The organism is Halomonas halocynthiae DSM 14573 (assembly GCF_000425725.1).
Lineage (GTDB): Bacteria > Pseudomonadota > Gammaproteobacteria > Pseudomonadales > Halomonadaceae > Halomonas > Halomonas halocynthiae.
In genome coordinates, this window is the sequence record NZ_AUDZ01000014.1 from 74,973 (window position 1) to 98,756 (window position 23,784).

General features: G+C 55.4%; 23 protein-coding genes. 16 read left to right on the plus strand and 7 right to left on the minus strand.

What is annotated here, in order from left to right; all coding sequences use genetic code 11:
- Positions 1 to 21: 21 nt before the first annotated feature.
- The 4 genes from frr to rpsB all read right to left on the minus strand — a co-directional run bounded on the left by frr (position 22) and on the right by rpsB (position 3,278).
- A complete protein-coding gene (gene frr / locus H616_RS0102270; protein WP_027965900.1) occupies positions 22 to 579 on the minus strand; it encodes a ribosome recycling factor in 558 nt (185 codons plus the stop codon).
- Between the two features lie 4 nt (positions 580 to 583).
- Complete coding sequence (gene pyrH / locus H616_RS0102275; RefSeq protein WP_027965901.1) at positions 584 to 1,348, minus strand: UMP kinase; 765 nt, start codon at positions 1,346 to 1,348, stop codon at positions 584 to 586.
- 121 nt (positions 1,349 to 1,469) lie between these two features.
- Complete coding sequence (tsf, locus tag H616_RS0102280) at positions 1,470 to 2,342, minus strand: translation elongation factor Ts (protein ID WP_027965902.1); 873 nt, start codon at positions 2,340 to 2,342, stop codon at positions 1,470 to 1,472.
- Between the two features lie 171 nt (positions 2,343 to 2,513).
- The gene (rpsB, locus tag H616_RS0102285; RefSeq protein ID WP_027965903.1) at positions 2,514 to 3,278 is read right to left on the minus strand and encodes a 30S ribosomal protein S2; all 765 of its coding nucleotides are present in this window, start codon (positions 3,276 to 3,278) and stop codon (positions 2,514 to 2,516) included.
- A gap of 311 nt (positions 3,279 to 3,589) precedes the next feature.
- On the opposite strand from rpsB, the gene map reads away from it, so the two are divergent.
- The 6 genes from map to H616_RS0102315 are packed head-to-tail and all read left to right on the plus strand — an operon-like array spanning position 3,590 to position 10,110.
- Positions 3,590 to 4,381, plus strand: a complete 792-nt coding sequence (gene map / locus H616_RS0102290; RefSeq protein WP_027965904.1) for a type I methionyl aminopeptidase — start codon at positions 3,590 to 3,592, stop codon at positions 4,379 to 4,381.
- Positions 4,382 to 4,391: 10 nt separating this feature from the next.
- Positions 4,392 to 7,073 carry a [protein-PII] uridylyltransferase gene (locus H616_RS0102295; protein WP_027965905.1) on the plus strand — a complete coding sequence of 894 codons (2,682 nt, stop codon included), beginning with the start codon at positions 4,392 to 4,394 and terminating at the stop codon, positions 7,071 to 7,073.
- 27 nt (positions 7,074 to 7,100) lie between these two features.
- Positions 7,101 to 7,439, plus strand: coding sequence for a Spx/MgsR family RNA polymerase-binding regulatory protein (locus H616_RS0102300; protein ID WP_027965906.1), 339 nt, complete (start codon positions 7,101 to 7,103; stop codon positions 7,437 to 7,439).
- A 44-nt stretch (positions 7,440 to 7,483) separates the two neighbouring features.
- A complete protein-coding gene (dapD, locus tag H616_RS0102305) occupies positions 7,484 to 8,509 on the plus strand; it encodes a 2,3,4,5-tetrahydropyridine-2,6-dicarboxylate N-succinyltransferase (protein WP_027965907.1) in 1,026 nt (341 codons plus the stop codon).
- Between the two features lie 31 nt (positions 8,510 to 8,540).
- Positions 8,541 to 9,713, plus strand: coding sequence for a succinyl-diaminopimelate desuccinylase (dapE, locus tag H616_RS0102310; RefSeq protein ID WP_027965908.1), 1,173 nt, complete (start codon positions 8,541 to 8,543; stop codon positions 9,711 to 9,713).
- 7 nt (positions 9,714 to 9,720) lie between these two features.
- On the plus strand, positions 9,721 to 10,110 hold the full coding sequence (locus H616_RS0102315; protein ID WP_027965909.1) for a hypothetical protein: 390 nt from the start codon (positions 9,721 to 9,723) through the stop codon (positions 10,108 to 10,110).
- Positions 10,111 to 10,218: 108 nt separating this feature from the next.
- Here the strand turns inward: H616_RS0102315 and H616_RS15745 are convergent, their stop codons facing one another.
- From H616_RS15745 to rpmE, 3 genes are all read right to left on the minus strand, one after another.
- Entirely contained in the window at positions 10,219 to 10,665 is a 447-nt protein-coding gene (locus H616_RS15745; protein ID WP_027965910.1) for a cold-shock protein, read from the minus strand.
- A 251-nt stretch (positions 10,666 to 10,916) separates the two neighbouring features.
- Positions 10,917 to 12,188, minus strand: coding sequence for a malic enzyme-like NAD(P)-binding protein (locus H616_RS0102325; protein ID WP_027965911.1), 1,272 nt, complete (start codon positions 12,186 to 12,188; stop codon positions 10,917 to 10,919).
- A 229-nt stretch (positions 12,189 to 12,417) separates the two neighbouring features.
- Positions 12,418 to 12,630, minus strand: coding sequence for a 50S ribosomal protein L31 (gene rpmE, locus H616_RS0102335; RefSeq protein WP_027965912.1), 213 nt, complete (start codon positions 12,628 to 12,630; stop codon positions 12,418 to 12,420).
- 159 nt (positions 12,631 to 12,789) lie between these two features.
- Here rpmE and H616_RS0102340 point away from each other — a divergent pair, with 159 nt between their 5' ends.
- The 10 genes from H616_RS0102340 to H616_RS0102385 all read left to right on the plus strand — a co-directional run bounded on the left by H616_RS0102340 (position 12,790) and on the right by H616_RS0102385 (position 23,773).
- A complete protein-coding gene (locus H616_RS0102340; RefSeq protein ID WP_027965913.1) occupies positions 12,790 to 15,033 on the plus strand; it encodes a primosomal protein N' in 2,244 nt (747 codons plus the stop codon).
- A gap of 145 nt (positions 15,034 to 15,178) precedes the next feature.
- Entirely contained in the window at positions 15,179 to 16,864 is a 1,686-nt protein-coding gene (gene argS / locus H616_RS0102345; protein WP_027965914.1) for an arginine--tRNA ligase, read from the plus strand.
- Between the two features lie 3 nt (positions 16,865 to 16,867).
- Positions 16,868 to 17,716 (plus strand): SPOR domain-containing protein, encoded by an 849-nt coding sequence (locus H616_RS0102350; protein WP_027965915.1) that lies wholly within the window; start codon positions 16,868 to 16,870, stop codon positions 17,714 to 17,716.
- A gap of 206 nt (positions 17,717 to 17,922) precedes the next feature.
- Positions 17,923 to 18,441: an ATP-dependent protease subunit HslV gene (gene hslV / locus H616_RS0102355; RefSeq protein WP_027965916.1), complete on the plus strand. Its 519-nt coding sequence runs from the start codon at positions 17,923 to 17,925 to the stop codon at positions 18,439 to 18,441.
- Positions 18,442 to 18,443: 2 nt separating this feature from the next.
- Positions 18,444 to 19,763, plus strand: a complete 1,320-nt coding sequence (gene hslU / locus H616_RS0102360) for an ATP-dependent protease ATPase subunit HslU (RefSeq protein WP_027965917.1) — start codon at positions 18,444 to 18,446, stop codon at positions 19,761 to 19,763.
- Positions 19,764 to 19,787: 24 nt separating this feature from the next.
- Positions 19,788 to 20,171 carry a gamma-butyrobetaine hydroxylase family protein gene (locus H616_RS0102365; protein ID WP_027965918.1) on the plus strand — a complete coding sequence of 128 codons (384 nt, stop codon included), beginning with the start codon at positions 19,788 to 19,790 and terminating at the stop codon, positions 20,169 to 20,171.
- A 139-nt stretch (positions 20,172 to 20,310) separates the two neighbouring features.
- Positions 20,311 to 21,066: a bifunctional demethylmenaquinone methyltransferase/2-methoxy-6-polyprenyl-1,4-benzoquinol methylase UbiE gene (gene ubiE, locus H616_RS0102370; protein WP_027965919.1), complete on the plus strand. Its 756-nt coding sequence runs from the start codon at positions 20,311 to 20,313 to the stop codon at positions 21,064 to 21,066.
- A gap of 7 nt (positions 21,067 to 21,073) precedes the next feature.
- Entirely contained in the window at positions 21,074 to 21,757 is a 684-nt protein-coding gene (locus H616_RS0102375; RefSeq protein ID WP_027965920.1) for a ubiquinone biosynthesis accessory factor UbiJ, read from the plus strand.
- Positions 21,754 to 23,379 carry a ubiquinone biosynthesis regulatory protein kinase UbiB gene (gene ubiB, locus H616_RS0102380; RefSeq protein ID WP_027965921.1) on the plus strand — a complete coding sequence of 542 codons (1,626 nt, stop codon included), beginning with the start codon at positions 21,754 to 21,756 and terminating at the stop codon, positions 23,377 to 23,379. Before H616_RS0102375 ends, ubiB begins: the two co-directional genes overlap by 4 nt.
- A gap of 61 nt (positions 23,380 to 23,440) precedes the next feature.
- Positions 23,441 to 23,773, plus strand: a complete 333-nt coding sequence (locus tag H616_RS0102385; protein WP_027965922.1) for a phosphoribosyl-ATP diphosphatase — start codon at positions 23,441 to 23,443, stop codon at positions 23,771 to 23,773.
- Positions 23,774 to 23,784: the final 11 nt, after the last annotated feature.

Sequence of the window (23,784 nt, forward strand, 5' to 3'; positions counted from 1 at the left end):
ACTGCCGCCGAACAGCCATCTTCAGACCTGCATCAGATCCTGCTCTTTAGACTCCAGAGCCTTATCAATCTCTGCCACCGTGGTATCGGTGATCTTTTGAATGGCCTCTTCACCCTGACGAGCTTCATCTTCAGAGATGTCTTTATCCTTGAGCAACGCCTTGATATCGCCATTGGCATCACGGCGCACATTACGCACCGAGACCCTGGCAGCTTCTGCTTCATGGCGTGCCTGCTTGATGTACCCCTTGCGCGTTTCCTCGGTCAACATCGGCATGGGGACACGAATCACATTACCTGCACTCGACGGGTTAAGGCCAAGTTCAGACGTCATGATAGCCTTTTCCACCTTAGGCACCATGGCTTGCTCCCACGGCACAATGCTAAGCGTACGTGCATCTTCGACATTCACCGAAGCCACCTGGCTGATGGGCACCATACCGCCGTAGTAATCGACCTGAACGGCATCCAGAATACTGGGGTGTGCTCGGCCAGTGCGAATCTTGTTGAAGTTGCTATGCAGTGCTTCAACGCTTTTCTTCATGCGGCTTTGCGCATCTTTCCTGATATCATCAATCACGACGTTACCCTCTATCAATCAGCGTGCCTTCTCGGCCACCTACCACCAGATTCAGCAGCGCACCCGGCCTGTTCATATTGAACACCCGTACTGGCATATCATGGTCACGCACAAGGCAAATGGCGGTCAAATCCATGACTCCGAGCTTCTGATCAAGGGCGTCATCATAAGAAAGACGCTCATACTTGACCGCATCGGAATACTTCACGGGATCCTTGTCATACACCCCATCAACCTTGGTGGCCTTGATGACAACATCAGCATCAATCTCGACACCGCGCAAGCAGGCAGCAGAGTCCGTGGTGAAAAACGGGTTACCCGTTCCAGCAGCGAACAATACCACGTCACCAGAGGTCAGGTAGCGAATCGCTGTGCGGCGGTCATAGTGCTCTACCACCCCGCTCATCGGGATGGCTGACATAGCCCGCGAGCGGATACTCGAACGCTCCAGTGCATCGCGCATTGCCAAGGCATTCATTACTGTTGCCAGCATGCCCATATGGTCACCGGTAACTCGATCCATGCCTGCCTCATGAAGTGCCGCGCCACGAAACAGGTTGCCACCTCCCACCACAATACCTACTTGAACACCAATGCCGACAAGCTGGCCAATTTCCAGTGCCATGCGGTCTAACACCTGAGGGTCAATACCAAAGTCGGCATTCCCCGTGAGTGCCTCACCTGACAGCTTGAGCAGAATGCGCTTGAACTTAGATACCTGGGGGCGTGGCTTATCAGGCCTAGGCGCGGTAGATTCAGCTTGGCTCATGACGTTATCTCCGAATCGAGCAGAGTTGACAGCGTGGGATATGAGGTGGCCGGATGCGCCGACCGAACACGCGAAAGCGTGCGCTTACGCGCACGCCATCGTATAACGAAACGGGCAGCCCTTACTGACGGCCTGCCTGCTCCATGACTTCCTGAGCGAAGTCGACTTCTTCTTTCTCGATGCCTTCACCCACCTCAAAGCGCGTGAAAGAAACAACCTCACCGCCAGCCGCTTTCACGAACTCAGCAACACTCTGGTTCGGGTCTTTAACAAACGGCTGTTCTGTCAGACTGTTTTCTGCCAGATACTTCTTCAGACGGCCTTGCACCATCTTCTCAGCGATTTGCTCTGGCTTACCCGCCATATCAGGCTGAGCCATGATGATCGCTTTTTCCGCATCCAGGTGCTCCTGCGGCATATCACCGGGAAGCGCAACGGCTGGATTGATGGCCGCCACATGCATGGACACATCCTTACCGGCCTCGGCGCTACCGCCGTTCAGTACCGTCAGTACACCAATACGGCCGCCGTGAACGTATTCACCGACTAAGGTGCCCTGAGGAGCTGCTTCAACGACAACACTGCGACGCACGCTAATGTTCTCGCCAATTTTCTGCACCAGCTGCTCACGCACTTCTTCCAGCTCGCCTGCCATGACGGCGGCCACATCTTCACTCTTAGCGGCGAAGAAGGCGTCAGCGATACGGTCAGCAAACGCCTTGAAGTTATCATCACGAGCGACAAAGTCGGTCTCGGAATTAATTTCGACCATTACACCGTAGCTGCCATCTTCAGCAACACGAGTGACAACAATGCCTTCAGCGGCAGTGCGGCCAGATTTTTTGGCGGCCTTGAGGCCAGAGTTCTTACGCAGGTTCTCAATTGCGACATCAATATCGCCGTCGGCTTCAGTGAGTGCGCTTTTGCACTCCATCATGCCAAGACCAGTACGATCACGCAGTTCCTTGACCTGAGAGGCGCTGATAGCTGCCATGACTAATTTTCCTCTGATAGTTCGACATTAAAAACAGGTCGACCTGAAAGTCTGCCGCCGACACTAACACCGGCGACCCTACCTTACCCTACCCTCAGCATGTTTCAAAAAGGGGCCGCAGCCCCTTTTTTAACACCGATGTAAGACACAAGGCCTAGAGCAGGCTGTTGATTACTCAGCGGCGGCGCTGCTTTCGTTTTCGCTCGCAGCGGCTTCAGCCGCTGTTTCGCTGACTTCAACAAACTCGTCAGGACGACCTTCTTTGGCACGGCCACACGCATCAGCAATAGCCTTGACGTAGATCTGGATAGCACGGATCGAGTCATCATTACCCGGAATAATGTAATCCACACCATCCGGATTGGAGTTAGTGTCGACCACGCCAATAACCGGAATGCCCAGTTTGTTGGCTTCATTGATAGCAATACGCTCATGATCAACGTCGATCACAAACAGTGCATCAGGCAAACCGCCCATGTCTTTAATACCGCCGATGGAACGCTCGAGCTTGTCCTGCTCGCGAGTTGCCATCAAGACTTCTTTTTTGGTCAGTTTCTCGAACGTGCCATCTTCGCGCATACCTTCAAGCTCGCGCAGACGCTTGATCGACTGGCGAATGGTCTTGAAGTTAGTCAGCATACCGCCGAGCCAGCGGTGATTGACGAACGGCTGACCAGCACGGGTAGCCTCTTCCTTGATCACTTTGCTAGCGCTACGCTTAGTGCCGACAAACATGATTTTGTTGTTCGAGGTAGCCATTTTCTCGACCACACCGATAGCCTCATTCAGGGCTGGCAGCGTGTACTCGAGGTTGATGATATGAATCTTGTTACGCGCGCCAAAGATGTACTTGCCCATCTTCGGGTTCCAGTAACGGGTCTGGTGGCCGAAGTGAGCGCCAGCCTTCAACAGATCGCGCATATTAACGTGTGACATGGATAACTCCTGAAAATCGGGTTAGGCCTCCACGCACCCCATGGATCCGACTAACGGCGAACCGAAAGCACCCGGGACCATGTGTCGGTGCATGTGTGTTTTCAAGGCATTGCATTACAAATTGATATTGCGCTTAACCTGCCGCCCCGACGGACTCACCTCAGTCAGCTGGCTGACATTATGGAATTGACCCGTGAGTTTGCAGGAAAGCGCGCAGCTTTATACCATAGAACAACTGCAAGATGAAGCAGCACCCAATCATCCGTGATGACTCGTGCTGCTCGGCAACACTCCTCTGACCGTGAGACTCCATGAACGTACCCATTAAGACGCCCGACGAAATTACCAAGATGCGCGAGGCTGGCCGCCAAGCTGCCAGCGTTATCGAAATGATCACCCCCCACGTCGAGGCTGGCATCACCACAGGCGAGATCGATCGTTTATGCCACGACTATATCGTCAATACGCTGGGGTCCGTTCCAGCACCACTTAACTATCACGGCTTTCCCAAGTCAGTCTGCACCTCTATCAACCATGTGGTGTGTCACGGCATTCCCGATGACAAAAAGTCGCTCAAAAAGGGCGACATCATGAATCTTGATATCACAGTAAAAACCGCCGATGGCTACCACGGCGATTCCAGCGTTATGTACATTATCGGCGAAAGCATTCAAGGTGAGCGCTTATGCCGCATCACCCAAGAGTGCCTATATCGCAGCATGGCCCTGATTCGCCCAGGTGCACGGCTCTCAGAGCTGGCTCGCGCAATCCAAGAACATGCCGAAGCGAATGGCTACTCGGTAGTGCGTGACTTTTGCGGCCACGGCATCGGCGCGGGCTTCCACGAAGACCCCCAGGTATTGCACTACGACGGTTACGCTCCCGAAGCCGACTTAGTCTTAGCCGAAGGCATGTGCTTCACTGTCGAACCGATGATCAACATTGGCAACCACCAGACCAAAGTGCTACGCGATGGCTGGACCGCTGTAACTCGCGATAAGAGCCTAACCGCTCAGTGGGAGCACACCCTATTGGTCACCGCCACTGGCGTAGAAGTCCTTACCGCCCGCAGCGACGAAGACCTTTCCTTCCTCGCAGACTGAGTCGGCCATCATGCTGCTGCACCATTATCAGTTTCAGCCTGACACTAGCCTGTTCGATATCGAAGGCTTTCGCAGCGAACTCAACGGCAGCCGCTCCCCCATCGCCCCCTTCAAGGCGGCGCTGGGGGAAATTCAGCACCGCCTCGACGAGCACTTTCAAGCCGGTAGCGACATTCGCGACCTGATACGAGGTCGCGCCTGGTGCCTTGATCGCCTGCTGGAAATCGCCTGGCAACAGCATGACTGGCACGACGACAGCATCGCATTACTGGCCGTGGGCGGTTATGGCCGTGGCGAACTACACCCGCACTCTGATGTAGACCTCCAGATTCTCCTCGAGCACGACGATGACAGCGTCTACCGTGAACCCCTAAGCGCTTTCATTACATTTTTGTGGGATATCGGCCTTGAAATTGGTCACAGCGTGCGCTCTCTGAACGACTGCGAGCGCGAAGCCAAGGCCGACATCACCATCATCACCAACTTGATCGAAACGCGCACCCTGGCTGGACCAGAACGCTTGCGCGAAGCCATGCAAAAGCGGCTTTCCACCGACCGTTTATGGCCCTCTGAGCTGTTTTTCGAGGCAAAATGGCGAGAACAGATTACCCGCCATCGACGCTTCAACAACTCCGAATACCACCTGGAACCTAATATCAAAAGCTCTCCCGGTGGACTGCGAGATATCCAGATGATCGGCTGGGTAGCCAAACGTCATTTTGGCACCGAGCATTACTCACAGCTTGTCGCTGACGGTTTCATGAACGATGCCGAGCTGCACATTCTCAGCCAAGGCCAAGCCTTTTTATGGCAGGTGCGCTATGCATTACACCTATTAGCTGGCCGCGCCGAAGACCGACTGCTATTTGACCACCAGGCAGCTATCGCCGAAATGTTTGGCTTCCGTGATACGCCAGAGCGCCTTGCAGTAGAAAGCTTTATGAAGCGCTACTACCGCCACGTCACTGCCCTGGCCGGGCTCAACGACATGTTGTTACAGCACTTCGACGAAGTCATTTTGCACAGCGGCGAAGACCCGATTATTGAACCACTCAACGCCCGCTTCGAAATCAAGGCGGGCTATATTCAGGCCTGCCACCGTCGCGTTTTCAGCGATAATCCTGCGGCACTACTTGAACTATTTGTGTTGATGGCTGAACACTCACACATTGACGGCGTACGAGCCGACACGATTCGCCTGATTCGTGACCACCGCCACCTCATCGATGACCGTTTTCGCAACAACCCACAGCACCAGGCTCTCTTCCTGCGCCTACTGCGAGCCCCAGGCAACGTTGCTCGCCAGTTACAACGAATGAACCGCTACGGTGTGCTTGGCAAATACTTGCCTGCTTTCGGCCAAGCCGTGGGACTCATGCAGCATGACCTGTTTCATATCTATACCGTAGATGCTCACACACTGCGTCTGCTCAAGTGCATCCATGACCTTCACAAGCCCAGCGCCAAGGAGTGCTTTTCTGTCGCAGCGCCCTTGGTGCACCAGCTACCCAAGCTTGAACTGCTGTGGATCGCGGGACTGTTTCATGACATCGGCAAAGGGCGCGGCGGAGATCATTCTGAGATTGGTGCTGAAGAGGTGGAAACCTTCGCCTTGCAACACCAGCTGGCACCACGAGACACTCGGTTGGTGGTCTGGCTAGTCAGGCATCACCTACTCATGTCACTGGTAGCTCAGAAGCGCGACATCACCGATCCCGAGGTCATCGCTGAGTTCGCACACATTGTCGCCGACGAAACCCGCCTAGATTATTTATACGTACTGACAGTTGCTGACATCAATGCCACCAATCCAACGCTATGGAACGGCTGGCGCGCGTCACTGCTACGACAGCTGTACATGCAGACCCGCCGCGCTTTGCGCCGAGGCTTAGAGCACCCGCTAGAGCGTGATGACAGCGTACGCGAAACCCGTGCAGAAGCCCGCTCTCTGCTGGCCGCATTAGGTGCCGACATTGCCAAAACAGATCGCCTATGGCGCTCACTAGGCGAAGACTATTTTCTTCAGTACGCGCCCAGCGAAATTGCCTGGCAAACCCAAGGCATTCTTTCTCACAAAAGCAGCCAGCTGCCACTAATCATGCTCAGCGCCCCACCGGATGACAGTCATGAGGGTGGCACCAAAGTCTTCATTCATGCTCGCTCCGTGGACAACCTGTTTGCCGCCACAGCAGCCGCCATGGACCAGTTAGGCTTATCGATTCAGGATGCCCGCATCGCGACATCCAGCAATGACTGGACACTCAACACCTTCATTGTTCTGGACGATCACGGCCAAGCAATTCGTGACCCCCAACGCATGGATGCGATTCACCAGCACCTAGTCGAAGAACTTGACGACCCCGACGACTACCCGCAGATTGTCACCCGCTACACGCCGCGTCAGCTCAGACACTTCCGGGTTCCCACTGAAGTCGTCATCGAGCAAGACCCGGCCAACGAGCGCACCTTGCTAGAACTGGTGGCTCCCGATCGTCCCGGCCTGCTGGCACGAGTTGGGCGTATTTTCATGGAACAGGAAATCGCACTCTCAGCCGCCAAAATAGCCACCTTCGGCGAGCGCGTTGAAGACGTGTTTTTCATTACCGATCGCAACGGTGCAGCACTCACCGACCCAGAGCGCCAACAGCAATTACGCCAACGATTGATTGATGCGCTAAGCGTTGCCGACTGAAGCCTACTGACCCAAAGGACAAGACAGATGCTGACACTTTACGTCATCAAAAGCTGTGACACCTGCCGTAAAGCGCGCAAAGCGCTCGACGACAGGGGCCTTGCCTACCGCCTCCATGACCTCCGTGAAGATGGCTTGTCCGCTGGGCTGCTGGAAGAATTACTTGAACGGGCCGCACTGCTGACCCTGCTCAACAAGCGCAGCACCACATGGCGCAACCTGAGCGACAGCCAGAAAGCCAGCAACGGCGACGGAGAGATCCGCACGCTACTACTGACCCACCCCACCCTGATCAAGCGGCCGGTGTTAGATACCGGCGAAGAAATCCGCGTTGGCTATCGCGACGGCGATTACGACGACCTTTAAAACGGATATCTCACGCCACCGATCTACTTTACAGAGGACACAACATGTTTAGCCTAGCACTCGGAACAGGTACCCAAAACAGCCGCGGAGAATGGCTAGAGGTCTACTATCCAGAGCCACAGCTTGAGCCCGCAGCCAGCTTAGCCCAGGCCGCTCGTCAGGCGCTTGATGCGCCAGCCGGCAATGCCGTCGTCAGCTTTTTGCCGGAACACTGCGCACCACTCGCCGACGCCCTGCGTCATGCCGGCCATGAAGACCAAGCCCAACTCGCCGAAGCACTCGCTACCAGCCAACGCCCACTGGTGGCAGTGTTTCTGGAAAATGACACCCCGCCCTCCAGTGCCCCCGAGGTCTATCTCAAGCTGCACCTGCTGTCGCACCGCCTGGTCAAACCCCATGGCGTCGACCTAACCGGCATGTTCGGCCTACTGCGCAACGTGGCTTGGACTAGCGACGGCCCTATCGACATTGACGAACTGCCAGCCCGTCGCCTCAAAGCTCGCCTTGAAGGCCGCCACCTGTCAGTAGACTGTGTCGACAAGTTTCCCAAAATGACTGACTACGTAGTGCCCGGCGGCGTACGCATCGGCGACGCCTCGCGCGTTCGCCTTGGTGCTTATCTGGGCGAAGGCACCACCGTCATGCACGAAGGCTTCGTCAACTTCAATGCCGGCACTGAAGGACCCAACATGATTGAGGGTCGAGTATCGGCTGGCGTCATGGTGGGTAAAGGCTCTGACCTTGGCGGCGGCTGTTCCACCATGGGCACCCTGTCAGGCGGTGGCAACATCATCATCCGCGTTGGTGAAGGCTGCCTGATTGGAGCCAATGCGGGGATCGGCATACCGTTAGGCGACCGTTGCACAGTAGAGGCAGGCCTGTATATCACGGCGGGTGCCAAAGTGGTGCTACTTGATGACAAAGGCCAAGATGTCGAAACCATTACAGCACGCGACCTAGCAGGCCAAAACGACCTGTTGCTACGCCGCAACTCACGCAACGGCCGCATCGAATGCTTGACCAACAAAAGCGCCATCGCGTTAAACGAAGCACTGCACGCACATAACTAATACGCCCATCTATTGAGCCGCGGACAACCGAATGCTCCCGATTGATACTGACGTTACCCTGAGCCCCACCCTAGAACTGGCCATGGAGCTAATGAGCCGCCCTTCCGTAACGCCTGACGACCAAGGCTGCCAAGCATTAATGATCGAACGCCTAGAGCGCCTAGGCTTTCACATTGAGCTGCTCCCTTATGGCAACGTTGACAACTTCTGGGCGGTGCATGGCAAGCATGGGCCGGTACTTGCTTTTGCCGGACATACCGACGTCGTACCGGCGGGCCCGCATGTTCAGTGGGAGCACCCTCCTTTCGAGCCTAACATTGATGAACACGGCATGCTGTGTGGCCGTGGCGCCGCCGACATGAAAGGTAGCCTAGCCGCCATGGTAACGGCAGCGGAGCGCTTCATTGCAGCACACCCTGACTACCCTGGCCGCATCGCCTTTCTGATCACGTCTGACGAGGAAGGCCCTGCGGTAGACGGCACTCGCGCCGTAGTCGAACTGTTTCATGCGCGTCATGAGCGGCTAGATTACTGCATCGTCGGCGAGCCCTCCTCCAGCGAACAGGTCGGCGATGTCATCAAGAACGGACGACGCGGCTCATTAGGTGGTGTACTACACGTCCATGGCATTCAAGGCCATGTTGCCTACCCCCACCTAGCACGCAATCCTATCCACCAGGTATTGCCAGCACTGGACGCTCTGGCCAAAGAGCACTGGGATTCAGGCAACGCATTCTTCCCTGCAACCAGCTTTCAAATTTCCAACATTCGCAGCGGCACTGGTGCGACTAATGTGATCCCTGGCGAACTAGAGGTAATCTTCAACTTTCGCTATTCCACCGAACTCAACCACCATCAACTAAAAGAACGCACCGAAGCCATTCTGGATGCCCACTCACTAGATTATCAGCTGGACTGGACACTGAACGGCGAACCGTTCCTGACCGCCGAAGGCAATCTCATTGAGGCGGCGATAGCAGGCGTTAATCAAGTCACCGGGCGTCGCCCCGTACTTTCGACATCCGGCGGCACCTCTGATGGCCGCTTTATTGCCACCCTTGGCACCCAAATCGTCGAGCTCGGGCCGCTCAACGACACTATTCACAAAATTAACGAGCGAGTGCGCGCCGCAGACCTTGACGAGCTTTCAAGCATTTACGAAAACATCCTTGCTCATCTGTTTGCCCCTGCCGCCACCGACTGAGACCACCATGGAACGCTACCCCGATATCGAAATTTATCTGGCCAGGCAGGCAAAGCGCGAGGCTATTGAAGCCTGGCTCAGCGAGACCATTGGCGCTCCAGCACTGGAGCCAGCAGGCAAGCTGCGCTGGCGTAGCCAAGGCAACTATCAAGGCGACGCTATCCCAGTACTGCTGGTAGAAAAAGCGGCTGATGGCTTCACCAGCCTATGGCTAGACAGCCCAGCCACACCGTGGGCTACAGATGCTGAACTAGCACACGCAGCCGCCGCCGCACTAGAGTGCGAGGTGCGCTGCTCATTAGGCGGATGGCACCCAGGCGACGCTCCCGACCACTTCCTGCAGATAACAGCCGACGGCAGTGAGCACGTTATTGAATGGGTTGATTCCGGCCACTAAGCCTAAGCAATATCAACCAACCCCACACAGCAAAACGCCCTGCTCATGACATCATGTCAAGACAGGGCGCTTCGTCATTCAACACTAGCTCAACACTAGCATTCAGTATCAAGTAATCACGGTAACATCATCAGCCTGCAATCCGCGATCATTATGGGAGGTGTGATACTTCACCTTTTGCCCCTCAGCCAGGGTGCGATGACCATGCCCACGAATTGCACGAAAATGCACAAAGACATCTTCTCCTGTGTCACGAGTGATAAACCCATACCCTTTATTGACGTTGAACCATTTGACCTCACCAATTTCTCGGCCATCATCTTCAATCTCTATTTGCCCAGTCGACGGCGCACTCCGAGCACCACGCGCCCCCACAATCAAAGTAGCCACCAACATCAGCAAAAAAACCGCTACGACAACAGCAACGTAGCCCTGTAACGCCAACTGGGCTGGCTGGCCACCAAACCAATCCGCAAACAGGCCGATCAACCAAGGCGCCGGCAAAGCCAGCAGCAGGCTGAAAAAACAACTGCGTAACACAACGTTTAAGTTCATAACCCGTAAATACTCTCTTATTGGATTCAAACAAGGACAGACAAGGGAAACCCATAGCACCACACAAAATGCGCCTAAGGCCCCGATAACATGCAGACACTGCGATAAACAGCAGTGTCAGGCTTAATGATTCTACCATAATTAGAAAAATCAAGCCCTATTACCGTCAACAACACAACTAGACACAGAGCGAAGAAACAATAACGCCGACACTAAGGCCGGCGTTATTGCGTCTTTTCATAGTAAAAACATCAACCACCATAAACATCTTCTACCGTACTCAACGGGTAGTGAGACGGGTAAGGTTTACGGGCCACACCCGAGTCTACCGCTGCTTGAGCCACAGCCGACGACAGCCGCCCCAGCAAACGCCCATCTACCGGTGTAGGAATGATGTAGTCGCAACCAAAAGCCATACTCTCCCTACCATAGGCTTCAAGCACACTCTGCGGCACTGGCTCGCGAGCCAGGTCTTTGAGGGCATGAACAGCAGCAATTTTCATTTCTTCATTAATACGCGTCGCACGAACGTCCAGCGCACCACGGAAAATGAAAGGAAAACCTAGCACATTATTCACTTGGTTCGGGTAGTCAGAACGGCCCGTGGCCATAATGACATCAGCGCGTGTCTCGCGAGCCAGTTTCGGATCAATCTCAGGGTCTGGATTAGTACAGGCAAAAACCACGGGATCAGGTGCCATCTTACGAATATGGTCAGCCGTCATTAATCCAGGGCCGGACAGCCCGACAAATACATCAGCACCGTCAATAGCATCATCCAGAGTGCGTTTATCCGTTTCAATGGCAAACATCGCCTTGTATTGATTAAGGTCCTGTCGTCCAGTGTGAATCACGCCCTTGCGATCCAACATAACCAAGTTTTCAGCACGCGCACCACAAGCCACCAAGAGTTTCATGCAGGCGATAGCCGCTGCTCCGGCACCCAAACATACGATTCGTGCGTGCGATAACGACTTACCGGCAATATCTAACGCATTCAGCATTCCCGCTGCCGTCACAATGGCTGTGCCATGCTGATCATCGTGGAACACTGGGATGTTGCACTGATCAATCAGCGCCCGCTCAATTTCAAAACATTCTGGCGCCTTGATATCCTCAAGATTAATGCCACCCCACGTATCCGCAATGCGGGCGACAGTGTCGATAAACGCCTGAGGGCTTTCTGCATTTACCTCAACATCAGTTGAGTTAATTCCAGCAAAACGCTTGAACAGCACACCCTTACCTTCCATCACCGGTTTGCTAGCCATTGGTCCTAGATTACCCAGACCAAGGATCGCTGTGCCGTCAGTAATCACCGCGACCATATTACCTTTACCGGTATACTGATAAACATTTTCTGGGTCGCGGGCAATTTCACGAACGGGCTCAGCCACTCCCGGACTATAAGCCAAAGAGAGGTCTCTAGCTGTAGCAGTTGGCTTAGTTAGCTCTACGGACAGCTTGCCGGGGATAGGGGATGAGTGGTAATCCAGCGCTGCCTGCTTGTTCGCGTCGGTCATGCTTGTTATATCCGCAATAATTATGGAAGGGGAAGGACGTGGCTCAGCGTATAAAATACCCTTCAATTTCTCAACTCAGCTCACGCTGTTGAAGAACGAGAAACATCACAAAGAGCAATTATGCAAAACCCGCGTGAACGGCTGCGCCGGAGCATCAACAAAAAAACCCGCCAAACGGCGGGTTTTGTTCAGCACCATAAAGACGCCGCAGCACTTAGTACTTAGGTACTTAGCGCTTAACCGCCGCGCCAAAACGCTTGTTAAAGCGCTCAACACGACCACCACTGGAAGCTTGTTTCTGCTTGCCGGTGTAGAACGGGTGGCACTGAGAGCACACATCCAAATTAAAGTCGTGGTTGGATGTTGAACCTACTTCGAAGGTAGCGCCACAGGAGCAAGTTGCGCTAACCGCCTTGTAATCGGGGTGAATACCTTGTTTCATCTTGAGCCTCATCGAGCAGTATGCCGCCACCTGATCCATTGCCAAGCACCGCATACGGGTTATGGAATATGCTAACCGGCACCTTCATCCACCCAGCCATGATGACCCATGGTGGTAAAAGCGACCCAGCATCCTAACAGAACCAATCGCGGAGGCCAATTGCCCGACACTACATTACCGTCACGCCCTCGCATTCTTGGCATCGCAATCCCTTCTCCATTGCGCCGCCTATTCGACTACCGGCCTGGCTCTGACTGCCCCGAACAAGGCTGGCAGCCTGGCGTGCGCGTTCGCGTTTCTTTTGGTAACCGTCAGGTGGTTGGCATTGTTATCGAATGTCGCAACCAAAGCGACGTGCCAGACAACAAGCTCAAAACAATTGATGCGTGCCTGGACACTCACCCACTGCCAGCAGATTGGTTATGGCTATGCCAGTTTACCGCTCGCTACTATCAACATGCCCTGGGCGATACCCTGCACCACGCGTTACCCGCCAGGCTACGGCAAGGCCAAGCGCTTGAAACCCAAACTCGAGAATACTGGCGCCTCACCTCCCAAGGGCACCAGACTCCATCTGGCGAGCCGGCTCGCGCACCACGCCAGGCCGCTCTGCTGGAGATGCTGCGCCAACACCCATCCGGGCTGGTCAAGCAGGCTATCATGGCTCAGTCCTTCACCCAGCCACAGCTTAATGCCTTGGCAAGCAAAGGGCTTATTGCGGCCTCACAACATCCGCTGACAGGCTCGCCAGAACAGGCTGATAACGGTTTTCTTGCCGAACCAACACTCCCACTAAACCGCGAACAATCCTCTGCGCTAGCCACGGTACACGAACAACTTGATGCCTTTAATCCGTGCTTGCTTCACGGCGTTACAGGTAGCGGTAAAACCGAAATTTACTTACAGCTGATCGAGGCCATAGTCAGTCGCGGCCGTCAGGCGCTAGTACTGATCCCCGAGATCAGCCTGACACCACAGACCCTGTCGCGCTTTCGCCGACGCTTCCGCCTACCTGTTGTGGCACTACATTCAGGGCTCAGCGACAACGAACGACTGGATGCCTGGGAATCCGCAGCCAGTGGACGCGCACGCATCGTCATCGGCACGCGCTCAGCTATTTTTACACCACTAAAACGCCCAGGGGTCATCATTGTCGATGAAGAGCACGACAGCTCATTCAAGCAGCAGGACGGACTGCGTTATCACGCCCGCGATCTTGCCGTCGTACGCGCTCAACACGCAGAGATTCCACTGGTTATGGGTAGCGCCACACCATCGCTGGAAAGTCTGCAACGCGCCCTGAGCGGACACTACCGCCACCTCAGACTGACCCAGCGTGCCACACGCCACGCCCCCGCAAAACTCGAGCTAGTTGATATACGCGGCCGAGTACGCCACGGCGGACTCACCCCACCCGTGCAAAAACAAATCGCCGCCACTATCGCCGCTGGACACCAAGTACTGGTGTTTATCAATCGGCGCGGGTTTTCTCCCACGTTGTCCTGCCATACTTGCGGCTGGATAGCCGACTGCGAACACTGTGATGCCAGAATGACGCTGCATCGCCAGCCGCCCCTGTTAGTCTGTCACCATTGCGATCATCGCCGCCCTCAACCTGCTACTTGCCCAAATTGCGGTAGCGGTGATGTACGTCCGCAGGGCACTGGCACTGAGCGCAGCGAAGAAACGCTTGCCGAACTGTTCCCTGACACACCAGTTCACCGTATCGACCGAGACAGCACACGCCGCCGCGACTCGCTAGAGCAAATACTCAACGAAGTCCGTCGTGGTGAACCTTGCCTGCTGGTCGGCACCCAGATGCTAGCCAAAGGCCACCACCTGCCTCATGTCACACTAGTTGTCGTCCTCAATGCTGACGCAGGCTTGTACGCCAGCGACTTCAGGGCGCTTGAGCACAGCGCCCAACTACTGGAGCAAGTGGCGGGCCGCGCCGGGCGTGCAGAGTTACCTGGGCGAGTTCTGGTACAAACTCTGCACGCCGACGACCCAAACCTACGTTTACTTGCCAATGAAGGCTACAATGCCCTAGCCGAGCAACTATTAGAGGAGCGCCGCAGTGCGGCGCTTCCCCCTTTTCGCTTTTTGGCATTGCTACGAGTAGAAAGTCCTCGCGAGGATCAGGCGAGTGAACTGGCAGAAGCCGCGGCTGGTGCACTTCGTCAACAATTGCAACATCGAGAACTCCCTGTCGACTGTCTCGGCCCAGTACCGGCTCCGATGGAACGCCGACAAGGTCGCTATCATCTACAGTTGCTATTAAGCGCCGCCAAACGCAGCCAACTGCATGAAGCCAGCGCCTGGCTTGTCACTTGGCTTGAGGCCGAACCTCGTGCACGACGAGCCCGCTGGTCACTGGATATCGACCCACAAACACTCAGTTAAACACTCACCAGCGGCCCAATATTCCAAACTCCGCCAGCACTAGGCTTTAAAGCCGCGCCGTGATTGTCGATAATACATCACCGTGCCCTATGCCCGCCGTCGGGCGAATTACATTTTGCCTGCGTCACAGGACTTCTGAGATTCCATGAAAGAGACGATCATTACGCTGCTTGAAGGCGCGTTGAACCAGCTTAAACGCCAGGGCCAGCTGCCCGACGACATCCAGCCATCCATCAAGGTTGATCCTACCCGCGATAAAACGCATGGCGACTACGCCACAAACCTCGCGCTGATGCTGGCCAAGCCTGCTGGAAAAAAGCCTCGCGAGCTTGCCGAGGCCATCATTGCCGCCTTACCTGCCAGCACGGCATTACGCCAAGTCGAAATTGCCGGGCCTGGTTTTATCAACTTTTTCGCGGCCACCGATGCGGCAGCCCAAGTGATACGTCACGCCCTGGAAGCCGGCGATGCTTTTGGCCGCAGCCTTGTTGGCCAAGGTGAAAAAGTGCAGGTCGAGTTCGTTTCTGCCAACCCCACCGGCCCGCTACACGTTGGTCATGGCCGAGGGGCTGCCATTGGTGACAGCCTGTGTCGCCTGCTGGAGGCTACCGGATATACCGTCACACGCGAATTTTATTACAACGATGCCGGTGCCCAAATCAGCAACCTAGCACGCTCAGTACAAGCCCGTGCTAAAGGCGTTGAACCCGACCAAGACGGCTGGCCTGCTGACGGCTATCGCGGCGGCTATATCAGCGATGTTGCCAAATCCTACCTAAACAAAGAAAGCGTTCATGCCGACGACCGTCAGGTCACGGCGGATGGCAACCCCGACGACCTCGATGCGATCCGCGACTTCGCCGTAGCGTACTTACGTCGTGAGCAAGATCTTGACTTACGTGCCTTCGGTGTAGAATTCGATGTCTATTTTCTCGAATCTTCGCTATATGCGGATGGCAAGGTTGAAGCCACCGCAGCACGGTTAACTGAAAACGGCCACACCTACCAGCACGACGGTGCCACTTGGCTGCGTACCACCGATTTCGGTGACGACAAAGATCGCGTGATGCGTAAAACCGATGGCGGCTACACCTACTTCTTGCCCGATGTCGCTTACCATCAGGACAAGTGGCAGCGCGGATTCACCACCGTTATCAATGAGCAAGGCGCAGACCACCACTCAACGGTGACTCGCGTGCGTGCTGGCTTACAGGCACTTGAAACCGGGATTCCCCAAGGCTGGCCCGACTACGTGCTGCACCAGATGGTGCTGGTTACCCGCTCAGGTGTTGAAGTAAAACTCTCCAAGCGCGCGGGTAGCTACGTCACTCTGCGTGACCTGATCGATGAAGTTGGCCGCGACGCAACCCGCTTCTTTCTGGCGGCCCGCCGGGCTGACTCACAGCTAACATTTGATATCGACCTAGCGCGCTCCCAGTCCAACGATAACCCCGTGTATTACATTCAGTATGCCCACGCCAGGGTCTGCAGCATGCTGCGCAAAGCCGATGCAGAAGGCATGCCTTTCGACCTCGACCAAGCCATGGATAACTTGGCATTACTGGAGGCCGAGCAAGAAAAAGCCGTCATCAACCGGCTTGCCCGCTTCCCCGAAGTAATAGAGCACGCAGCCACGTCTCGCGAGCCCCAGCAAGTTGCCCAATATCTACAAGACCTCGCTGGCGAGTTCCATACTTGCTACAACGCCGTAAAAGTGATGGTCGAAGACGACGCTCAGCGCAATGCCCGCCTGGCCCTCGGACTGGCCACGCGACAAGTATTACGCAACGGCCTTGACCTGATGGGCGTCAGTGCGCCGGAGGAGATGTAGCCGATGGCTAAGAAGCCCACACAACAAAAACCGGCTCCCCGTAAACGGGGAGCCACCAGTGCCAGCAAAGCTCGCAAAGCAAAATCCAGCCCTCGCATCCCCGGCTGGCTATGGTTGCTGGTCGGTCTGATCGGCGGCTTCCTTGCGTCGCAGCACCAACATGGCAGTGCTCCCTGGCAAGACGACAAACCGATGGCTACCGTCATTCCTCCTGTCGCCGCTCCTGAGACCAGCGACAGTGAGCAAACGCAGCAGGCAGAAGAGAAACAAACACCAACGTTTGAGTTTTACACTCTGCTACCAGAAACAGAGGTTATTGTGCCTGATGGCGACGTGCTGACATCAACGGCAACACCGCCTCCTCGCCCCGAAACCAGCCAAGACGATGCGTCAGCTAGCGACGGCGTTTCTGGTAACGACCCCATCGCCCAGATTATCGCGGCCAACAGCACAACCAAACCCGCGTCAGCCTCCACTCCGGCACCGAAGCCTGAACCTAAACCTGAGCCTGAACCTAAACCTGAGCCCAGGCCTGAGCCGACACCGACGCCAGAGCCCGCCAAAGAGGTTGCTGAACAAAAGCCACCTCAACAACCGGCAGCTACCAACACTAGCAAACGCTACATGCTGCAAGCTGCCTCATTCAGTAGTCGCGGCGATGCCAGCAACTTGTCACAGAGCCTTGGCAACTTCGGCCTGCAAACCAAGATTAGCGAAGTCCGCACTGACGACGGTAGCACCTGGTTCCGCGTGCAATCAGGCCCCTATAACGATCGCCGCGAGATTGATCGTGCTAAAGATCTGATGGCAACCCGGGGCATTACTCCTCTCCTCATCCAGATACAGAATTAATCCACAGGTAACAAGCAACGCCGAGGCACTGCCTCGGCTTTTTTCACTGCTGCTAGCGACTTAGCTTGCACCTCGTTCATCCTTCTTTATTTCGGTTGAATTTCCCAAGCGTCGCCCACACTTACTCAGCAATACCTAGTGTGGTATCAGATCGTTACGATGCCAAAAGTCACCGGAAGCTAAATCTTCCATAAGGAGCACCCCCCATGACCACGATTGTCTCCGTGCGTCGCGGCGATCAGGTGGCACTCGCCGGCGACGGCCAGGTGTCGCTTGGCAATACCGTCATGAAAGGTAACGCCAGCAAAGTCCGGCGCCTGTATCGCAACCAGGTACTCGCTGGCTTTGCCGGTGGCACCGCCGATGCCTTTACCCTGTTTGAACGCTTTGAAGCACAGTTGGAAAAATACCAGGGCAACCTGACCAAGGCCGCCGTAGAGCTGGCCAAAGAGTGGCGCACTGACCGCGCGCTGCGCCGTCTTGAGGCGTTACTCGCGGTAGCCGATAAAAATGCGTCACTCATCATCACCGGCAACGGCGATGTAGTCGAACCAGAACGCGGTATCATTGCTATCGGCTCCGGTGGCAACTTTGCTCTCTCTGCCGCTCGGGCATTACTTGAAAACACCGATCTATCAGCCCGAGAAATCACCGAGAAGTCACTGGAAATCGCCGGTGATATTTGCGTATTCACCAATCATAACGTCACGCTGGAAGAGCTATAACCATGACCCAGATGACCCCTCGCGAAATTGTCCATGCGCTGGACCAACACATCATCGGCCAGCAAGACGCCAAGCGCGCTGTTGCCATCGCGCTGCGTAACCGCTGGCGGCGCATGCAGCTTGACGGTGAACTACGCCAAGAAGTCACGCCCAAGAACATTTTGATGATCGGGCCAACCGGGGTAGGTAAAACCGAAATTGCCCGCCGCCTGGCTAAACTAGCCCGAGCGCCCTTTATCAAAATAGAGGCCACTAAGTTCACCGAAGTGGGCTATGTTGGCCGTGATGTAGAGTCAATTATTCGCGACCTGATCGAAGTCGCCATCAAACTGGTTCGCGAACATTCCAAAGATGAAGTCCGCCACCGCGCCGAAGATGCAGCGGAAGATCGCGTACTCGATGCCCTGCTGCCACCACCCCGCGGCCAAGAAGATCAGCCGCGTACCGAAAACGCTACCCGCCAGTCATTTCGTAAAAAGCTGCGTGAAGGCCAGCTTGATGACAAAGAAATTGACGTTCAGGTAACGCCCCAATCTCAGGGCGTAGACTTCATGACCCCACCGGGCATGGAGGATATGACCAACCAGCTGCAAAACCTGTTTTCCAATATGGGGAAAGGCAAGACCGAAACCCGCCGAGTCACCGTCAAAGAAGCGCTGACTCTGCTGGTCGACGAAGAAGCCGGCAAACTGGTTTGCGAAGATGACATCAAGCAACGCGCTATCAACTCCGTTGAACAAAGCGGCATCGTCTTTCTTGACGAAATCGACAAAGTCGCCAAAGGCAACGGACAATCGGGTGGTGAAGTGTCCCGCGAAGGCGTTCAACGTGATCTGTTGCCACTGATTGAGGGCTCCACGGTGTCGACCAAATACGGCATGGTCAAAACCGACCATATCCTATTTATCGCATCAGGCGCTTTCCACTTGGCGCGTCCGTCAGACCTGATCCCTGAGCTACAGGGCCGCTTGCCTATCCGAGTTGAACTCAACGCCCTGTCGCCAGACGACTTCAAGCGTATCCTTACCGAACCATCTGCTGCGCTAACACGCCAATACGAAGCGTTGCTGGCTACCGATGGGCTGGACGTCAACTTCACTGAGGATGGCATTGAGCGTATTGCCCAGATTGCCTGGCAGGTTAACGAAGGCACCGAAAATATCGGCGCACGTCGTCTGCACACGGTAATGGAGCGCCTGCTTGAACAAGCGTCTTATCAAGGCAGCGACATTGGCTCACCGCTCATTATTGACGCCAATTATGTAGACTCACAGCTCGGCGAGTTGGCCATGGACGAAGACCTTTCTCGCTATATTCTCTGACACTAGCGCCAAGCGAGGTACTCCATGCCTGCCCCGATTCCTACCCAGGTGCACTACCACAGAAAAGCACGTGAGCTGGAGATCGGTTATGCCGGTGGCGAAAGCCACCGGCTATCGATCGAGTATCTCAGGGTCTACTCGCCTTCTGCCGAAGTACGCGGACATGGCAAAGACCAGGCTGTACTGCAGGTTGGCAAAAAAGATGTGGGTCTGGCCAACATCACCCAAACCGGCAACTACGCCCTCAAGCTGCATTTCGACGATGGTCACGATAGCGGTCTATATAGCTGGGAGTATCTGTACGACCTGATACAACACCGCGAAGCGTACTGGGCTGACTATCTCCGGCGTTTGGAAAACGCGGGAGCTCGACGAGACACGCTCGGCATTGAGCTCAAGCAACTCTAAGCCACATTACGCAAGTTTTCACACCATCCCCGAAAGCATCCAGTCTATCGTCAAGACAAGGGCCTCAGTTGGGCGCTACAATAGCGCCCAACTGAGGCTAGCGTGCCTTTTTCACAGTAGCGACCCCGGAGCCTATCGCATGAGCCAGAAGGATCAGCGCACCACTCACTTTGGCTATCAGCAGGTTGACGTCGATGAGAAAGCTTCTCGCGTAGCCCACGTTTTCGATTCCGTGGCCTCACGCTATGACGTAATGAATGACCTCATGTCGTTTGGTATCCACCGCCTGTGGAAGCGTCTAACTATTGAGCGAGCTGGCGTTCGCCCTGGCCATAGCGTATTAGACATCGCCGGAGGCACTGGTGATCTAACACTAAAATTTTCACGGCTAGTCGGCCCCCGTGGCCGAGTCGTATTGGCCGATATCAACGACTCGATGCTCAACGTGGGGCGCGACAAGCTGATCGACCAAGGCGTTAGCGGTAACGTGGAGTACGTGCAGGCCAATGCCGAAACACTGCCCTTTCCCGACAACACCTTCGACTGCATTACCATCGCCTTCGGGCTGCGTAACGTCACCGACAAAGACGCTGCACTTCGCTCCATGACACGCGTGCTTAAGCCTGGCGGACGCGTGTTGGTGCTGGAGTTCTCCAAGCCGAGCAATCCCTTGTTGTCCAAGGCCTACGACGATTACTCCTTCCATCTACTTCCACGTATGGGCCAAATGGTGGCCGGCGATGCCGATAGCTACCGCTATCTGGCTGAGTCGATCCGCATGCACCCGGATCAGAAAACGCTCAAAGAGATGATGGAAAACGCCGGCCTTGAGCGTGTGGAATACACCAACCTCACTGGGGGCATTGTTGCCCTGCATCGCGGCATCAAGCTGTGAGGTCATGATGGCATTAACACCGACTCTGCTGCTGGCTGGCATTGAAAAAACCATCAACGCGTTGCTCGCGCGCGACCCCGCGGCACCGCAGCGTCTTCGACAGCTGTCAGGCAAAAGCCTTCTGCTACGCATGACGTCGCCTAATCTTGTGCTGGCTGTCCACTTTCATGCCCAAGGGCTGGATTTGCTGCGTGAACCAGACACCACCGAAGGCGCCCATGACGCCGTCGTCGAACTGGATTCTGATACGCTATCAGCACTGATCGGCGGTGCCAGCGTCGAACAACTGATGTTTCAGGGAAAGCTATCGGTACGCGGCCACACCCAGCTGCTGGAGTCAGCCCGTAACCTGCTGCTGGATTTAGACCTAGACTGGGAAAGTGAGCTGGCGCGCTGGTTTGGCGAACAACCTGCTCACACACTGGCTGAAGGGCTGCGCAGCCTTGGAAACTGGGGCGTGCGCACCCAGCGCGAACTGCGAGCCGATGTTGCCGAATACGTATTTGAAGAAGCCCGCCTTTTGCCTAGCCGTTATCAGCTTGAGGTTCTGCGCGACCACCTGACTGAAATAGAAGTCACTACTGACCGTATTGCCGCCCGACTGATGCGCCTTCAGCAGCGGCTCGAAGCGATACCTTCAGACAATACAGCCGTGCCACGTTCTGCGGTCACGACGGAGACATCAGCATGATAGTCAGGCTACTGCGCATTCTCTGGGTAGTCAGCCGTTACCGCCTGGACACCTTGATCCCGCTACACCGCCTGCCTTGGTGGTTACGCGGACTATTATCCCTCGCACCCTGGCGGCTGATGCCCATTGGCCCCCGGCCTCGCAGCGAGCGCCTGCGCCTGGCACTAGAAACCCTCGGCCCTATCCACGTTAAATTCGGCCAAATGTTGTCAACTCGGCGCGACCTGTTGCCCGAAGACATTGCTGATGAGCTGAAGCGGCTACAAGACCAAGTCCCCCCCTTTCCGGGCCGCGACGCCAGAGTACTGGTTGAGCGCGAACTGCAAATGAGTATTGATGAAGCATTCGCCCAGTTCGATACTGAGGCGTTGGCGTCGGCATCCGTGGCTCAAGTGCATGGGGCACGCCTACATAGCGGCGAAGATGTGGTGGTCAAAATCATTCGACCCGGCATCAATAAGATCATGCGCCAGGACATGGCCCTGCTTTATCAACTGGCACGCCTGCTTGAACGCATTCCCGATGTCAGACGGCTGCACCCAGTAGCTGTGGTGCGTGATTACGAATCAACGCTGTTTGACGAGCTGGATTTGACGAAAGAGGCCGCCAACACCTCTCAACTCAAGCGCAACTTCACGAACTCTCCGTTGTTACACGTACCCAGCATTCACTGGCCACTGACTCGGCACGGTGTCATGGTTCAGGAGCGTATCTATGGCGTACCTGTGGCCGACATTCCCGCCTTAGAGGCACAAGGGACCGACCTGAAGAAGCTGGCCGAGCGCGGTGTGGAAATATTCTTTACCCAAGTGTTTCGCGATAATTTCTTCCATGCCGATATGCACCCTGGCAACATTTTCGTTTCCCGCGACAATACTGACAACCCGCAATATATCGCCATCGACTGTGGCATCGTTGGCAGCCTGACCCGAGAAGATCAGGATTACCTGGCGCGTAACCTACTAGCATTCTTTCGCCAAGATTATTATGAAGTCGCTGTGCTGCATATCGAATCCGGCTGGGTGGGAGAAGACACTCGCGCCAACGAGTTTGCCGCCGCTGTGCGCGCAGTTTGTGAACCCATTCTCGAGAAGCCGCTTAAAGATATTTCGTTTGGTCAGGTACTGCTGGGGCTGTTTCAGACAGCACGACGCTTTAATATGGAAGTACAGCCACAGCTGGTGCTGCTGCAAAAAACGTTGCTCAATATCGAAGGTTTGGGGCGACAGTTATACCCTGACTTAGACCTCTGGAGCACCGCACGGCCCTATCTTGAGCGCTGGATGAAAGAGCGCGCTGGCGTACATAGCCTATGGGAGTCACTCAAACGTCATGCACCTGAGCTTTCTCACCAGCTGCCAGAGCTGCCTGTCATGGCACACCAGGCCCTAATGCGGACCGAGCAGAATCAGCTTCAACAACGCCGCCAAGCAGAGTCGATTCAGCGCATCGACCGCCAACTGACTCAGCGTGGCCAGCAAAGCAACCGGCGCCAACGCCTGGGGATACTCATCGTCGCCCTGGCCTTAGCTTGGCAGCCGTTCAGTGAGTGGGCAGCGGACCAACCCTGGACGATACTCAGCGCTCTGGCGGCTGGCGCTCTGTTACTGGTCTGGAACTGACGGCAGACGCCAAACTAAATACACGCTGCCAAACAATGCCATTGAAAGGAAACGGTCATTCATGAGCGATATACTCGGCAAACTTGACGAGGTACTTCAGCAACGCCGACAAGCAGCGGCGACAGACTCTTACGTGGCCAGCCTGCACCACAAAGGACTCAACAAAATCCTTGAGAAAGTCGGTGAAGAAACCACGGAAACACTGCTTGCTGCCAAGGATGCTGAACACGGCGATGACGCGAGTCGACATGCTTTGATCGCAGAAACCGCTGACCTGTGGTTCCATAGTCTAGTAATGCTCTCGCACCTAGGCCTGAGCCATGAGCAAGTACTCGAAGAACTGGCCCGGCGCTTCGGCATCTCAGGGCACGACGAAAAAGCCGCAAGGCAGTAAACGAAAAGGTC